Here is a 16,048-nt window from a genome sequence, read left to right as displayed (position 1 = left end):
TTACCATGCCTAATTTCAAGAACAGCCGTATGGCTGAAGATATAAAAAGGGAAATGACAGCAATTCTCAGAGAGCTTAAAGATCCGCGCATAGATAAGATGCTCACTATCGTAAGAGCCGATCTTTCGGGCGATATGTCAAGCTGTAAGATATACGTATCCAGCTTTGAGGGCATTGAAAGAGCAAAACAGTCCGTTGAGGGACTTAAAAGTGCGGCAGGATTTATCAAGAGAGAGCTTTTTCACAGACTCAAAATGCGTAAAGCTCCCAATCTTACCTTCATTGCCGACAATTCTATCGAAAGAAGCGCGGAGATAAGCAAAAAGCTCCATGACCTGCTGTAAGGAGGATCACTATGTTCATCGGTTTCAGTGAGGCTGAGCTCTTTCTCAGAAACTGCGAGGACGCAGTTATAATCACTCACCGTAATCCTGACGGTGACTGTATAGGTGCAGGCTTTGGCTTGAAGGATATCCTTGCTCAGCTGGGTATCCGAAGCAGAGTCGTGTGCCATGACGGCTTCCCTTCGCCGCGCTATGATTTTCTCGTAAGCGAGGGCGCAGGAGAAGAGTTTGAGCCTAAAACGATCATTGCGGTGGATATCGCCGACGAAAACCTTATGGGTGACTATAAGGACATCTACGGCGGAAAGGTGCAGCTCTGCATCGACCACCATATCTCAAATAAGAATTATGCGGAGAAAACTCTGCTCCGCAGCGACGCTACTGCTGCCTGCGAGATAATCTATGATCTTGCAAAGTTCATGGGCGTAAAGATAACCAAGCACTGCGCTATGTGCCTTTATACGGGTATTGCTACGGATTCGGGCTGCTTCAAGTACGACTGTACTACTCCCCGTGCTCATGAGATAGCAGCAGAGATGATGCGCAGCTATGATATAAATTTCGCAAGAATAAACCGTTATATGTTCGATGTGAAGTCTATGGGCAGACTGAAGCTTGAAGCTAAGGTCAACGAGCTCATGGAATACTGCCTCGGCGGAAAGCTGGCTATCGCAGCTGTCACACAGGACATGATGAAGGCTATGAACGTTTCTATGGAGGAGCTGGAAGGCTTTGCTCCGCTGACTATACAGCTTGAAGAAACAGAAGTAGGTATACTTATGCGCGAGCGTGAGGACGGCGTTTTCAAGTGCTCATTCCGCTCGGCAAATGAGGTGAATGTTTCGGCTATATGTCAGATGATAGGCGGCGGCGGTCACGCAAAGGCAGCAGGCTGTACTATCGACGGTCCTCTTGAGGACGCTAAGAAATTCCTCATCAGTGCTGTTGAAGGAGCTCTCAGCAAATGAACGGTATTCTCTGCGTAAACAAACCACAGGATTTTACTTCGTTTGATGTTGTGGCGAAACTTCGCGGCATACTTCAGATGAAAAGGCTCGGACACGGTGGTACTCTTGATCCTATGGCTACGGGAGTATTGCCTGTATTCGTGGGCAATGCCACGAAAGCCTGCGATATCATGCCCGATAATACAAAAAGCTATCGTGCAGGTTTCCGCCTCGGTGCGGTGTCGGATACGCAGGATATCTGGGGCGAGGTCAGTGAAAAGTCGGATATGGCAGTGGAAAGAGCTGCCGTAGAAGCTGTTATACCTGAGTTTACAGGAAAGATAATGCAGCTTCCGCCTATGTATTCGGCTGTTCAGGTGGGCGGAAAACGCCTTTACGACCTTGCGAGACAAGGAATAGAAGTCGAGCGTGAGGCTCGTGAAATAGAAGTATCAAAGCTTGTGCTGGAGGAATATGACAGCAGTACCCGTGAGGGTGTACTGTCTATAGCCTGCGGCAAGGGTACTTATATAAGAACTATAATCAGCGATATCGGTGAAAGACTGGGCTGCGGAGGGATAATGACCTCACTGGTAAGGACTTCCTCAGGCGGCTTCGGTCTTGATGAATGTTTTTCACTGGAAGAGATACAGAAGGCAAAGGACGAGGACAGGCTGGAAGAGCTTATCCTGCCTATTGAAAGAGTCTTTGAAAAGCTGCCTAAGCTCAGGCTGGGCGAGGCGCAGACAAGAATGTACAGAAACGGCGTAAAGCTTGACCTTTCAAAGCTTCGCAATATACGCGATGATGCGGAATGTTACGGAGTGTACGGCTTTGACGGTGCATTTATAGGTACGGCTTTTGCTGACCGCGAGGGCGGTATCCTTCGTGTGGGAAAGAATTTAGGGTGACGGCATGGGAACTAAAAAAACTGCTGTTGCTTTGGGACTTTTCGATGGAGTGCATCTTGGCCACAGAGCCGTGATAGATGCGGCTGCGGCTCAGCGTGAAAACGGACTTACGGCTTCGGTATTCACTTTCGAGCCAGAGTGCGTGCTGAGAAAATCAGGCGGCTCGTCGGGATTTATCTATACAAAGACCGAAAAGGAGATACTCCTCTGTGAGCAGATAGGCGTGGACGATATTATAAGTCCTGCGTTTGAGAGCCTTTGCGGTCTTACAGGTGAAGAATTCGCACAGGAGATACTTTGCAGGCAAATGGGCGCGGCTCATGTGTGCTGCGGCGATGATTTCAGATTTGGAAAAAATGCAGCATGCGGTGCGCAGGAGCTTATGGAGTTCGGAAAGCGTTTCGGCTTTGAAGTCGAGGTAGTCGGCGCAGTTGAATACGGCGGCAGCGTTGTTTCGTCAAGCCGCATAAGGGAGCTTTTGCTTAAAGGCGATATTGCTTCGGCAAACGAGCTGCTCGGCTCTGCTTACTTCATAAATGCAAATGTAACAGACGGCAATCACATCGGCAGGACTATCGACTTCCCGACTATCAATCAGGACTTTGCCGAGGGACAGCTCGTGCCGAGATACGGCGTGTACAGTACGCTCACCAATGTGGGCGGAAAGGTGCTCCCGTCGGTGACAAATGTGGGGGTAAAGCCTACTATAGAGGGCGTTCGCAGACCACTTGCGGAGACTCACATAATCGGATACAGCGGCGACCTTTACGGCAAAAACGTTGATGTATGCTTTAAGAGCTTTATCCGTCCCGAAACAAAATTCGGCTCTCTCGATGAGCTGAAAGCACAGATAAAAGCCGATATACAGGCAGCTGTCAATATCTCCTGAAAAATTCGCACTGCTTTCATTTTGTTATCACAAACAAGTATTAACATAGATATTGCTGAAAATGCGGTTTTTTATGCCGCGAAACCTCTGAATTATATAATAAGGAGTGTAAAACCCAATGATAGAGGTCAAAAACCTTACAAAAAAATACGGCTCAAAAGTAGCTGTAAACGATATCAGCTTCAAGGTCGAAAAGGGTGAGATACTCGGTTTCCTCGGACCTAACGGTGCAGGAAAGTCAACGACCATGAATATGCTGACAGGATATATATCGTCAACTTCGGGAGAGATACTCATTGACGGTACTGATATCCTTGAAGAACCTAAGAAAGCCAAGGCAAAGATAGGTTATCTGCCCGAAATACCGCCTCTCTATGTTGATATGACGGTAGATGCCTATCTCAATTTCATGTATGATCTTAAAAAGTGCAAGCTCCCGAGAAAAGCTCATCTCAAGGACATCTGCACACGCTGTATGTTACAGGACGTAAGACACAGACTTATCAAGAACCTTTCAAAAGGTTATCGTCAGAGAGTAGGTCTTGCTCAGGCACTTATCAACAATCCGCCTGTGCTTATTCTTGACGAGCCTACAGTTGGTCTTGACCCGAGCCAGATAATCGAGATAAGAACTCTTATCAAAAAGCTCGGCAAGAGACATACAGTTATCCTGTCATCACACATACTTCCCGAGATACAGGCTGTATGCGACAGAATCATCATTATAAACAAGGGCGAGGTTGCTGCTGACGGCACTGCCGAGGAAATAGCCTGCAACATCACCAATGAGCATAAAATGGTGCTTCGTATCGAAGGTCCTACTCATACTGCTGATGACAAGCGCGAAATAATAGACGCTATCAAGTCTATAGGCGGTGTAAAGTATGTCCGCGCTGATATGGAGCGTGAAAAGGGCATTTACGATTACGATGTGGAGACAGACGGAAAGAATGATATCCGCCGTCAGCTCAACAAAATGTGTGCCGAGAGAGGCTGGAATATCCTTATGCTTCAGCTTTCAGACCTTACTCTTGAGGACATATTCCTCAAGATCACTATGGACGAGGATATCAAAAAGAACAGCAAGAATGGCAGCAGTTCCAAACCAAAGATAGCTATAAAGCGTACTGAGAACGGTAAGCTCAGGGCTGTTCAGGAAGATGCCGGAGACGAGGCTGAGGAAAAAGCTGAGGAAACACCGGCAGAAAACAGCGAAAACAACGGAGGTGAGGAATAATGTCAGCTATTTACAGGCGCGAAATGGGCGCATTTTTTACGTCAGGCATAGCTTATGTATTTCTTACTGTGTTCTGGCTTGTTTCGGGTATATTCTTCTTTACGGGCACTATCATGTCGAATACCACGAATGTGGCTTCTATGTTCAGCTCGATGTTCTATGTGGTAATGTGTCTTATCCCGATACTCACAATGAAGCTTCTCAGTGAAGAAAAGAAGAATAAGACAGATCAGGGACTTCTTACAGCTCCTGTAAGTCTGTGGGATATTGTCCTGGGAAAATATTTTGCAGCTCTTACGCTGTTTATAATCGCTCAGTCTATTGTATTCATATACGCATTTATACTGAATTATCTGGGCGATATAGCATGGACTCCGCTCCTTGGCAACTATTTTGCCGTACTTTTCCTCGGTGCAGCTTTCATAGCTGTAGGATTATTCGTATCTTCACTTACCGAGAACCAGATGGCTTCTGCTGTTGTATGCCTTGTGCTGCTCTTTGTTATGTATCTTTCAGAGCTGCTCGTATCAAATTTCGCAAACGGAAACTGGTTCGAGAAGGGTGTCTATAAGGCAGTTACTTCTTTAGCCTTCTATTCAAGATATGTTGAATTTACAAGGGGAGTATTCAGTCTCACCAGTGTAGTATTCTTCATCAGCGTAGCTTTCCTCTTCAATTTCTTCACCGTCAAGGTGCTTGAGAAGAGACGCTGGAGCTGATCTATTCATGAAAGGAAGGTTTTGATACAGATGAGTATAAAAGATACTGATGAGTCAAAGGTAAGCGGAACAGAAGTTACCGAAGAAGCTCCTGCAAAGAAAAACTTAAAGAAGCTTAAATACGGTGCTATGTTCTATACTATCATTGCTCTCGTTACTGCTATAGTTGTTGTGCTCAATATAATGCTGGGCATAATGGCTAAGCGCAAGCCTATGAAGCTGGATATAACTCCCGATAACAGATATGAGCTTACAGAGCAGTCGATCAATGCAGTAAAGTCACTGAAAAAGGACGTTGACATCGTTGTTACTGCCGAAAGAAGCTATTTTGAAAATCTCGGAAACAGTATCGAGAGAGATTATGCCGAAAGCGGCATCATTATCGAGATACCCTTTGAGATCATCCCCGAGATACTTGATAAATACTCGGTATATGCCGAGCAGGGTGAAGGCAGTATCAATGTAAAATATGTCAATATGGATAAGGATCCTGACATCATAAACAAATATAAAAAGAACTTTACAGGCGATATAGCACATAATAATATCATTATTTCTTCGGGCGACAAGGTCGAAGTATTTACTGAAGCTGAAGTGCAGAATATGATCGCTCCCAATCAGACAACACAGAGCCTTAATTTCGTTGGTGAGAGCACACTTACTTCTGCTATCCTGAATGTTACAGATGCACACCCTGTAAGCGTGGCTTTCGTAAAGACCATTAACGGTGCTTCTGTCTACAATGCCGATAACTATTCTTACGTTATCGCTTCTTTCGAGGATAAGCTCCTTGCAAAGAACGGTTATGAATGTACAGATATCGACATAGCTACAGATGAGCTTGATCCTGCCAAGTACGATATGGTAGTTATCTATACTCCTTCCGTTGACTTTACCCCAACTATCATCACAAAGCTTGATGATTTCCTTAAAAACGGCGGTAATTACGGCAAGAGCATGATATACGTCCCTGATCTTTCATCGACAGATCTTACCAATATCGACGAATTCCTTGCTGACTGGAGCATAAAGGTCGAAAACAGCATCATAATCGATGAGGAAAATGCAGAACAGTACGCTTCAAACATTATGGTCAATGTAAACGATCCCGACTCTGTTGGCAAGCTTCCTAACGAGAAGCTGCCTATCATCGCTCCTTTTTCAAGAGAGATCTCATTACTGAAAAAGAATAACGAGGACGTTGTAAAGGAAGTTCTCAAATCATGCGATGAGTCTTATGCTGTTGATATGAAGGATATGAAAACTGCAACAGGTGAAAAAGGCGCAAAGACAGTTGTAATGCTTTCACAGAAGCAGCGTACAGAGCAGATAAAGACAATGACAAGCAGCATCCTTGTAATGGGAAGTGCGGCAATGACAAGCAGCACATACCTCACACAGAGCACTGCATATAATAACGGCAATGTTGTCCTTAATATCATTAATAACATGACAGGTAAGGAAAGCGGCGTTATCGTTCCTGATAAGAATTTACAGCAGTCGTTTATAAGACCGACTCTCAAGGAATCGAATGTTATAAAGATCATCGTTATCTGGGTGATCCCGTTCATCGTTGCTGCTGTCGGTGTTATCGTACTGTTAAGGAGAAAGAATAAATGAAAAAACAGGCAAAGGGCATCATCGCTCTCAGTGCAGTCCTTGCGGCTATGCTGGGAGGCGGATATGCCTACATGAAGCTTACTCCCGAAGAAGGAAAAGGCGGCAATAACAACACTAATTCCACAATGGAGATTATTGCTACTCAGGCTGTGGGACAGGGTACTGTTCTCGTCAGCGATAACGGAAACGAGAATGCAGTTGTAAAAAGTGCTGTTATCAAGAACAGCGAGGGCATTCTTGATATAGTAATGAAGAAAGTTCCGCAGGAAGAAGGAGATGCTGTCACTGTTTATACATTTGAAAACGGTGATGATATAAACGCGGATACTTCAAAGTTAACGTCCCTTATCAATGGCGGAAACGGCTTGCAGGCAAAGGAACTCATTGCCGAGGGCTGTGACGACCTTAGTAAATACGGACTTGACAATCCTGTCGCAGAGGTGGAACTGACCTACGAGTCAGGCAATAAGGTCAAGTTATATTTAGGTGAAGATACCCCTTCGGGTGACGCGACTTACTGTATGGTCGACGGTAAAAAAGACGTGTATATCGTAAGTGCAGGAACTATTGCGGACTTTAAGAAAGGACAGAAGGACTTTATCTCAAAGGTCATGCTGGCAAAGCCTGAAAATAACGAGTATCCTATCATTAATAGTCTGAGGATACAGCGCGGCGATATGGACGAGGATATGCTCATCGAATACGATGACACAAGCAGTGACAAGAAATCAGGCGGTACTTCTGCTTCGCATAAGCTGGTATCTCCTGTAGAGAGCTATCTTGCCGTAGAAAAGTCCACAAATATCACAACAGGTATGTTCGGGCTTACAGCTTCCGATGTCTATGCTGTTGACTGCAATGACGAAGATATCAAAAAAGCAGGTCTTGATGCACCTTTCTGCACCGTAACTATGGACTGCGATGACGGAAACACATATAAGCTTCTGCTCAGCGAGCCGTATGCCGGCGACAGTGGCAAAAAGTGCAGCAATGCTATGTTTGAAGGGGCAAAGGTGATATTCATCGTTCCTGTTGACAATGCTAAATGGCTTACTGTCAATCCGATAGACATAGTTACACGTCTGCTTATCACAAACTATGTATGGAACATCTCCGAGCTGTCTGTAAAGGACGCAGATGAAAAGGTGGATTTTGCAATAATGCCGAAGGATAAGGATAATATTCCCGACAGTCCGAAGTCAAGCGATTTCATTGTAAAGAAAAACGGTGAGGATTTCGACTCTGAAAGATACAGACTGTTCTATTCGTTCCTTACAGGTACAAATGCAGAGGAATTTGCAATAGACGTGCCTGTTCCTGACGGTGAACCAATGGCAACTCTGTCGTATAAAGATGACCATGCAAACACAACTACAACGTATGAATTCTATGATGATTCTTTAATGCGTTCTCTTATTGTTATAAACGGGGAGAGCAGGTACTATTGTACAAAGTCCTATGTGAATACCCTCATAGAAAATATCAAGCGCATAGGCACAGGAGAGGATTACATTAAAAACTGGTAAAATTCCAAGGAGGTTATATAATGAACGCAAAATTCAACACATATAAGGGCTACCCTCTGGTAAGAAGCGGCAACGACATATACTACGGCTTTATGTCTGATCCTTACGTTATTTTTATTCAGATACTCGATACAAAAGAAGAAAACGGCGAAAAGGTCACATCAAAGGTAAGAGTCGTTCAGATGGATACCAACGAGCCCAACCCCCTGAAAGCTTTCGTTAAGAATACAGAGCGTGAGTGCGGTCTCTATGAGGCACTCGATATCGCAAGCGTATGGCTTGAAAAAGCTCTGAAGAACTAAGACAGTGCCGTGCTTAACGGTACGGGAATAATGAGTTTCAGCCATAGCGTCTCACGGTCAGAGATGCTATGGCTTTTCTGTTGGCGGATAGTTATTAGTTATTAGCGAGCGATATCGTTGCATATTTTTTTGCTTAAAATAGGCTTTTTCGGACTTTTTTAAAAAAATCCGAAATTTTTTTCAAAAAATGCTTGACAAATCAAAAATACTGTGGTATAATTATTTTCGTCGTCAGGGATAAGACACCTGAAACGACAGAATAAAGCAATGCGATGTGGGGGTTTAGCTCAGCTGGGAGAGCATCTGCCTTACAAGCAGAGGGTCACAGGTTCGAGCCCTGTAGTCCCCACCACATGGCCTCGTAGTTCAGTTGGTTAGAACGCCTGCCTGTCACGCAGGAGGTCGACAGTTCGAATCTGTTCGGGGTCGCCAACACGCTTCTGTAGCTCAGTCGGTAGAGCAGGGGACTGAAAATCCCCGTGTCGTTGGTTCGATTCCGACCGGAAGCACCATATAGAACGCGAACGCGTTCTATATACAATGCGGATTTAGCTCATCTGGTAGAGCGCCACCTTGCCAAGGTGGAGGTAGCGAGTTCGAGCCTCGTAATCCGCTCCATAGTACTGGGGTAATAACCTTGGTATTACGTAAATCCCGAAGCAATAGTTTCGGGATTTTTTAATTAATATGGGGTAATAGGGATAATCATACAAAGGGGTAAAAAATGAAAAAATCTAAAGTAACGTCTCTCGTTCTGGCACTGCTCAGCGGTATTGCCTGCTTTATTGTGGGATTTTTTGATAGTATTACGAAAGACCTTATTCTGATTTTCGGCTTCAGAGAAGCTTTTTTGGAATGGGTGCTGTTCCTGCTGGTGCCTTTCTTCCTCGGAGTTGCTTCATTTGCACTCTTTATTGAAAAAGTAAAGAATGGTGAAAAGCATAAGGGACTCTGGCTGTTCGGTACATTTGTCTTGGTTGGCGCAGCTGTGCTCATGTTCTGTATGTCAAAAAATGATGATATATACGTAAGGGAACACAAGGCAGTAAGTCCCGGTGGCAGACACTCTGTAAGCTATATTGCAAAGGATACTGAATCGGGCAGGAAATGCGTTTACTACCGCAGAGTAGGAACATTTACCTATGAGTATCTGTTTGCAAGCGATGAGCCTGTTGAAATAGAGTGGGGAGATGCAGGATTTAATGTTGACGGAAAGCAATACCCGTGTTCTCCTTATGATGACAAATAATATATAATTGTTGAGGCAGAATATGAAGATACTGAAAATAGTTTTATTGTTGGCAGCTTTGGTCTGTGTCGGCGGTGTATGTTATTTTGAAACCACCCAGAGCGGTCTCGATGACCATGCTGTAAGGGTTTTCTGCGGAATGTCCGAGACCTTTCTAAGTAATCTGTGCTTTGTGGGTGTACCGCTTTTTATTGGAGCAACTGCTGTTATCGCATTGGTTGAGAGGATACGCGCGAATAAAAACGGCATTATAATACTTGGATTTGTCGCTCTTATCTGCGGAGGTGCTCTTGGACTTATCTACGCCATAACAGGCGGTCACATCGGATACTTTATGCATGAGCTGGAAAGCTCTGACGGAAAGCACTCTGTTTATTACGTAAGAAACAAAGAAACAGGTGATGTTGCGTGGCTGCGCAAGGGCGACGGTCACACGTATTATATTATCAAAAGTACTGATTCGGGTGCTCTTGACAATATAGAATGGAAAGACGATGCACTGTCTGTTGACGGTGAGATGTTTGGATATGATTTGCTTGATAATATATCTCAAAAATAATTCCCACTTATCTATGCAGCAATAAATTTTATAATATTATGAAAAAAGAGGTCAAAAAATGAAACTGATAAAAGCATTGAAATGGTTATTCCTTATTCTTGGTATATTATGCCTTGCAGCAATGATATGCCTTATGGTATTAATCGGTGATACCAACGAGCTTATTGCGATCTGGAAATTTACGGAAAGGTTCATGGTGAACGTGCTCGCACTGGCTGCGCCTGCTTTTCTGTGCCTTGGAACGTTCATGGCTTTTTTGCAGATATGGAAAAGACAATACGGCGGCAAAAGACTTCCGTCTGTGCTTTCACTGGTATTCCTCGGCGCGCTTGGATTTTCTTTCCTCATTTTCGGTACTGACTGGCTGGGCGAGTCTCTCGTAAGCATGAAAAGCCCTGACGGAAAGCATACTCTTTATTATGTAGACGGAGAGAGCGAAGAAAAGGAAAGCCGTTCTGTATACCGCAAGAGCGGTATGTTTGAGTATGAGCGCATTTTCTATTCCGATAAGAGCTTCAGCGATTTTAAGTGGTCGGAAAACGGCGTTGAGCATAACGGACAGATCTTTAAATACTGATATATAAAGTCCTGAAACAATTTTTTGTTCAGGACTTTTTCTTATGGTAATAATTGCAAAAATACCGCATAATATTATACTGTCGGCTTGGCGGTGTCTTAATTCCGCACAAAGACGGCTCTTTGTCTTTGTGCGGAATTACTATATACAAAATCTTATATAAATGTTATAATAAATATATCACATTCCGCTGTGCGGGTATAAAATACAGGAGTGAGAAAATGGAAAAAGAAACACGATATGCAGTATTGATAGATGCAGATAATGTTGCGGCAAAATATACAAGATATATTCTCGATGAGGTATCGAACTACGGAGTTGTAACTTACAAAAGAGTTTACGGCGACTGGACGAGACCAAATCTTGCAGGCTGGAAGAATATGGCTCTTGACAATGCTATCACCCCTGTACAGCAGTACAGCTATACCACGGGAAAAAATGCGACCGACTCGGCTATGATAATCGACGCTATGGACATACTCTACTCCCATAACGTTGACGGCTTCTGCATCGTTTCCAGTGACAGCGACTTTACAAGACTTGCTATACGTCTGCGTGAATCGGGAATGCACGTTATAGGCATGGGCGAGCAGAAAACCCCGAAGCCTTTCAGTACAGCCTGTAACGCATTCAAGTACCTTGAGATACTTGCTGATGAGGAGCTGCAGGGTACAGTTGAGAGCGAAAAGGTAGAGCTCAAGACTCTTGAATCGGCTATAGTAAGGATAATAACCGAAAATGCAAACCTACAGGACGAGATCAATATAGGCGAGCTTGGAAGCAGACTTCTCAACCGCTATCCTGATTTCGATGTGAGAAACTACGGCTATTCAAAGTTTTCACAGTTCCTGAAGGATTTCGACGGTCTGAGCTTCAGACAGGTGGGAAGCAGCATACTCGTTTCCCAGAAGTCCAGCATGACCGACCTTGAACGCATAGAAAACACTCTTGCGGCTATAGTCCGCACAAACGGCAGCAAAGGCTACAATCTTGGTGAGCTCAAAAAGCAGCTCTGTGCAAAGATACCCGAGTTTGATGTAAAGTCCTACGGGTATTCAAAGTTCAGCAAGTTCGTGGAAAATCTGCCGTCATTCAAAATACGGAACAATACAGTTATGATAACGGAGAACTGATTTGGGAAAGAAACTGATAACAGTTATCCTTTGTATCGTATGTGCCGGCTGTCTGTTCATGTCGTGGCGTTATATCAAACGCTCGGGCATAATGAAGAGCTATCCTGACGCTTCGTACCTCACAGCAGATGAAAAGGCTATGAGACCGATATACAGCCAGCTCACAACAAAGGAGAAAAGTATATATACTGCACTTTACCGTGGAATATGCGAGAGGAAGGAAGAGATACCCCTGCCCTACGAGGTGGACGGCAATACCTACTCCAAGGTCTACTGCATACTCGAAAAGCAGGAAAGTGCATTTTATTATCTTGATTCTGTCTACTATACGGCTCAGAAAGTTCGTGATGCGAAGATAGCATACAGAGACATGACAAGACCTCATCAGAAGGAGCAGGATCTTGAAGGTGCGCTGGATGCGTTCATGTCCGAGACTGACGTGCTTACAAATGATGAGGAGAAAGCAAGATATATCAATGATTTCATTGTAAGGAAATGCCAGTATATAACAGGTGATGACAGCGAATTTGCGTCAACTGTCTACGGCTGCCTTGTAAGAGGCGAAGCAAACTGTGAGGGCTATGCAAAGGCTTTCAATCTGCTTGCAGGGAAGCTGGGACTGCAAAGCGTGGTTATAACAGGTACTACCGACAAAGGTGAGAACCATGCGTGGAATCAGGTGAAAATAGACGACGAATGGTACAATATCGACGTAACATGGGCGGATACAGATGTTGTCGGAGAAACGAGACAGATGTATTTCCTGTGCTCCGATGCAGATTTCTCAAAAACACATTATGCCGATGATACGTTATTTACGCCGTTTCCATGCATCAGCAATAAGTGGAACTATTATGTGAAGCGTGGGTTGTATGCCGATTCGGTAGAGAAAGCGGAAGAAATAGTTCGCAGAGAATTGTCAAACGGAAACGGAACGATAGAGATACGTTTTTCAGATTCAAAGACTTACGAGAGGTTCAGAGAGAACTTCATAACAGAGGAAAATATCTTCAATCTTCTTGATGAATCGGGCTATGAATACAACGGTGAAGTGACGTTTACGCTCAAAGAAAACGAGCAGGAACTCTGCCTTACAATGATGTTTACGTGAGAGTTGTAAAAATGTACACAATTCGGCATATTACAACAGATAAGGTTGGCACAATTAACGTGTTGACATTTCATGGCAAACCTGCTATAATAAATAAGTCGCCGCGAGGGAAAGACGCTGAAGAGTAAGACTGCTGGGGCAGCATTAGAGGGGTAAAGACGGAGCGGAGATGAAAAACAAATCACAAAAATTTCCGAAAAGGTATTGACAAAGGAAATGAGTTGTGATATAATATTAAAGCTGTCCTAAAAGACAGTCAAGAGAAAAAGAAAAATTTCCAAAAGAAATTTCGAAAAACCTCTTGACAAGTCTGAAGGAAAGTGATATAATATTAAAGCTGTCTCGCAAGAGATGGTAAACAGCATCTTGAAAATTGAACAATGCGAATAAGAAAAGTAACGACCCTTGAGATTTCTTTGAAAAAAGAAAAGTCAAGAAAAGACTAAAAAACACTTTGAAGTAATAACGCAAGCGTTATGAACTGGATCGATATTTAAATCTAAGGATTTATATATACAACTTTAATAAAGAGTTTGATCCTGGCTCAGGACGAACGCTGGCGGCACGCTTAACACATGCAAGTCGAACGGAGAATATTTGAGTTTACTTAGATATTCTTAGTGGCGGACGGGTGAGTAACACGTGAGCAACCTACCTTAGAGAGAGGGATAGCTTCTGGAAACGGATGGTAATACCTCATAACATAACTGAACCGCATGATTTAGTTATCAAAGATTTATCACTCTGAGATGGGCTCGCGTCTGATTAGATAGTTGGTGAGGTAACGGCTCACCAAGTCGACGATCAGTAGCCGGACTGAGAGGTTGAACGGCCACATTGGGACTGAGACACGGCCCAGACTCCTACGGGAGGCAGCAGTGGGGAATATTGCACAATGGGGGAAACCCTGATGCAGCGATGCCGCGTGGAGGAAGAAGGTTTTCGGATTGTAAACTCCTGTCTTAAAGGACGATAATGACGGTACTTTAGGAGGAAGCTCCGGCTAACTACGTGCCAGCAGCCGCGGTAATACGTAGGGAGCGAGCGTTGTCCGGAATTACTGGGTGTAAAGGGAGCGTAGGCGGGATTGCAAGTCAGATGTGAAATGCAGGGGCTCAACCCATGAGCTGCATTTGAAACTGTAGTTCTTGAGTGAAGTAGAGGTAAGCGGAATTCCTGGTGTAGCGGTGAAATGCGTAGATATCAGGAGGAACACCGGTGGCGAAGGCGGCTTACTGGGCTTTTACTGACGCTGAGGCTCGAAAGCGTGGGGAGCAAACAGGATTAGATACCCTGGTAGTCCACGCTGTAAACGATGATTACTAGGTGTGGGGGGACTGACCCCTTCCGTGCCGCAGTTAACACAATAAGTAATCCACCTGGGGAGTACGGCCGCAAGGTTGAAACTCAAAGGAATTGACGGGGGCCCGCACAAGCAGTGGAGTATGTGGTTTAATTCGAAGCAACGCGAAGAACCTTACCAGGTCTTGACATCGTATGCATAGTCTAGAGATAGATGAAACCTCTTCGGAGGCATATAGACAGGTGGTGCATGGTTGTCGTCAGCTCGTGTCGTGAGATGTTGGGTTAAGTCCCGCAACGAGCGCAACCCTTACCTTTAGTTGCTACGCAAGAGCACTCTAAAGGGACTGCCGTTGACAAAACGGAGGAAGGTGGGGATGACGTCAAATCATCATGCCCCTTATGACCTGGGCTACACACGTACTACAATGGCAATTAACAAAGAGAAGCAAGACGGTGACGTGGAGCGAATCTCAAAAAATTGTCCCAGTTCAGATTGCAGGCTGCAACTCGCCTGCATGAAGTCGGAATTGCTAGTAATCGCGGATCAGCATGCCGCGGTGAATACGTTCCCGGGCCTTGTACACACCGCCCGTCACACCATGGGAGTCGGTAACACCCGAAGTCTGTAGTCTAACAGCAATGAGGACGCAGCCGAAGGTGGGATTGATGACTGGGGTGAAGTCGTAACAAGGTAGCCGTATCGGAAGGTGCGGCTGGATCACCTCCTTTCTAAGGAGTTAAGAAACAAAAATGTTTCTACTCTGGTCAGCAAGAGCCGTTACATTGCATTGTTTGATTTTGAGGATGCTGTAGAAAAGCAACTGAGAGAACCGAATAATAATGGGGGTGTAGCTCAGCTGGGAGAGCATCTGCCTTGCACGCAGAGGGTCAGGAGTTCGATCCTCCTCATCTCCACCAAAAAAGGGCGCATAGCTCAGGTGGTTAGAGCGCACGCCTGATAAGCGTGAGGTCGATGGTTCGAGTCCATTTGTGCCCACCAATCCTAAGCATGGATTTGAGCAACAAACAAAAAAGTTGTTGCTGAGATCTGTTCTTAGGAACAGAGAAAAGGAACTTGAAAACTGAATAAAGCAAAAGTAATGCAAATGAGGATACTACGAGTAAAAGACGATAAGATAAATTATCGGGTAATAAACTACAAGTATTGAGAAATTAACAATTTCTTAGAGAACTCATAGAACATGAAGCAAATGGTAAAGCTAAAAAGAGCGCAGGGCGAATGCCTTGGCATTGGGAGCCGAAGAAGGACGTGATTAACTGCGATAAGCCACGGGTAGCGGTAAGTACGCTTTGATCCGTGGATTTCCGAATGGAGCAATCCAGATGAGCAAACCTCATCTATCATATACTGAATACATAGGTATATGAGGGAAACCGCCTGAACTGAAACATCTAAGTAGGGCGAGGAAGAGAAATCAACCGAGATTTCCTGAGTAGTGGCGAGCGAAAGGGAAAGAGGCCAAACCGAGAGAAGCAATTCTTTCGGGGTTGCGGACTGCATTTAGCATTGACAAGACTTAACCGAACGGTGTGGGAAAGCCGATCAGAGAGCGTGATAATCGCGTAGGTGAAAAGTTGAGTCAGCGAGCAGGATCCAG

The 16,048-nt window shown here is 44.6% G+C and carries 14 protein-coding genes, 6 tRNA genes and 2 rRNA genes; all 22 read left to right on the top strand.

Going from position 1 to position 16,048, the window contains the following annotated elements; translation table 11 throughout:
* Positions 1–5: 5 nt before the first annotated feature.
* Positions 6–344 carry a 30S ribosome-binding factor RbfA gene (gene rbfA, locus QZZ41_RS08325; RefSeq protein WP_295070314.1) on the top strand — a complete coding sequence of 113 codons (339 nt, stop codon included), beginning with the start codon at positions 6–8 and terminating at the stop codon, positions 342–344.
* 11 nt (positions 345–355) lie between these two features.
* Positions 356–1,312 (top strand): DHH family phosphoesterase, encoded by a 957-nt coding sequence (locus tag QZZ41_RS08320; protein WP_295070312.1) that lies wholly within the window; start codon positions 356–358, stop codon positions 1,310–1,312.
* Positions 1,309–2,202, top strand: a complete 894-nt coding sequence (gene truB, locus QZZ41_RS08315; RefSeq protein WP_295070309.1) for a tRNA pseudouridine(55) synthase TruB — start codon at positions 1,309–1,311, stop codon at positions 2,200–2,202. Before QZZ41_RS08320 ends, truB begins: the two co-directional genes overlap by 4 nt.
* 4 nt (positions 2,203–2,206) lie before the next feature.
* Positions 2,207–3,091, top strand: coding sequence for a bifunctional riboflavin kinase/FAD synthetase (locus QZZ41_RS08310; RefSeq protein ID WP_295070306.1), 885 nt, complete (start codon positions 2,207–2,209; stop codon positions 3,089–3,091).
* Positions 3,092–3,209: 118 nt separating this feature from the next.
* A complete protein-coding gene (locus QZZ41_RS08305; RefSeq protein WP_295070303.1) occupies positions 3,210–4,328 on the top strand; it encodes an ABC transporter ATP-binding protein in 1,119 nt (372 codons plus the stop codon).
* The gene (locus tag QZZ41_RS08300) at positions 4,328–5,047 is read left to right on the top strand and encodes an ABC transporter permease subunit (RefSeq protein WP_295070300.1); all 720 of its coding nucleotides are present in this window, start codon (positions 4,328–4,330) and stop codon (positions 5,045–5,047) included. Before QZZ41_RS08305 ends, QZZ41_RS08300 begins: the two co-directional genes overlap by 1 nt.
* A 30-nt stretch (positions 5,048–5,077) precedes the next feature.
* The gene (locus tag QZZ41_RS08295; protein ID WP_295070297.1) at positions 5,078–6,667 is read left to right on the top strand and encodes a Gldg family protein; all 1,590 of its coding nucleotides are present in this window, start codon (positions 5,078–5,080) and stop codon (positions 6,665–6,667) included.
* Positions 6,664–8,193, top strand: a complete 1,530-nt coding sequence (locus tag QZZ41_RS08290) for a DUF4340 domain-containing protein (RefSeq protein ID WP_295070294.1) — start codon at positions 6,664–6,666, stop codon at positions 8,191–8,193. Before QZZ41_RS08295 ends, QZZ41_RS08290 begins: the two co-directional genes overlap by 4 nt.
* A gap of 20 nt (positions 8,194–8,213) precedes the next feature.
* Entirely contained in the window at positions 8,214–8,495 is a 282-nt protein-coding gene (locus tag QZZ41_RS08285) for a hypothetical protein (protein ID WP_074718387.1), read from the top strand.
* A 276-nt stretch (positions 8,496–8,771) separates the two neighbouring features.
* Positions 8,772–8,847: transfer RNA gene (locus QZZ41_RS08280), tRNA-Val, on the top strand.
* A gap of 3 nt (positions 8,848–8,850) precedes the next feature.
* A tRNA-Asp gene (locus QZZ41_RS08275) sits at positions 8,851–8,927 on the top strand.
* A gap of 4 nt (positions 8,928–8,931) precedes the next feature.
* A tRNA-Phe gene (locus tag QZZ41_RS08270) sits at positions 8,932–9,007 on the top strand.
* 30 nt (positions 9,008–9,037) lie between these two features.
* Positions 9,038–9,113 (top strand) — tRNA-Gly (locus QZZ41_RS08265).
* Between the two features lie 106 nt (positions 9,114–9,219).
* Positions 9,220–9,744: a hypothetical protein gene (locus QZZ41_RS08260; protein WP_295070288.1), complete on the top strand. Its 525-nt coding sequence runs from the start codon at positions 9,220–9,222 to the stop codon at positions 9,742–9,744.
* 22 nt (positions 9,745–9,766) lie between these two features.
* On the top strand, positions 9,767–10,303 hold the full coding sequence (locus tag QZZ41_RS08255; protein WP_295070285.1) for a hypothetical protein: 537 nt from the start codon (positions 9,767–9,769) through the stop codon (positions 10,301–10,303).
* Between the two features lie 58 nt (positions 10,304–10,361).
* On the top strand, positions 10,362–10,880 hold the full coding sequence (locus QZZ41_RS08250) for a hypothetical protein (RefSeq protein ID WP_295070282.1): 519 nt from the start codon (positions 10,362–10,364) through the stop codon (positions 10,878–10,880).
* Positions 10,881–11,101: 221 nt separating this feature from the next.
* Positions 11,102–12,013, top strand: a complete 912-nt coding sequence (locus QZZ41_RS08245) for an NYN domain-containing protein (RefSeq protein WP_295070280.1) — start codon at positions 11,102–11,104, stop codon at positions 12,011–12,013.
* A gap of 1 nt (position 12,014) precedes the next feature.
* The gene (locus tag QZZ41_RS08240; RefSeq protein ID WP_295070277.1) at positions 12,015–13,124 is read left to right on the top strand and encodes a transglutaminase domain-containing protein; all 1,110 of its coding nucleotides are present in this window, start codon (positions 12,015–12,017) and stop codon (positions 13,122–13,124) included.
* Between the two features lie 521 nt (positions 13,125–13,645).
* Positions 13,646–15,158: ribosomal RNA gene (locus QZZ41_RS08235) — 16S ribosomal RNA — on the top strand.
* A 113-nt stretch (positions 15,159–15,271) separates the two neighbouring features.
* A tRNA-Ala gene (locus tag QZZ41_RS08230) sits at positions 15,272–15,347 on the top strand.
* Positions 15,348–15,352: 5 nt separating this feature from the next.
* A tRNA-Ile gene (locus QZZ41_RS08225) sits at positions 15,353–15,429 on the top strand.
* A gap of 213 nt (positions 15,430–15,642) precedes the next feature.
* A 23S ribosomal RNA gene (locus tag QZZ41_RS08220) occupies positions 15,643–16,048 on the top strand; the annotation flags it as partial.

This window comes from Ruminococcus sp., assembly GCF_016283395.1.
Note: the sequence above shows the minus strand (reverse complement) of the source record. Positions and strands in the feature narration are given on the sequence as shown.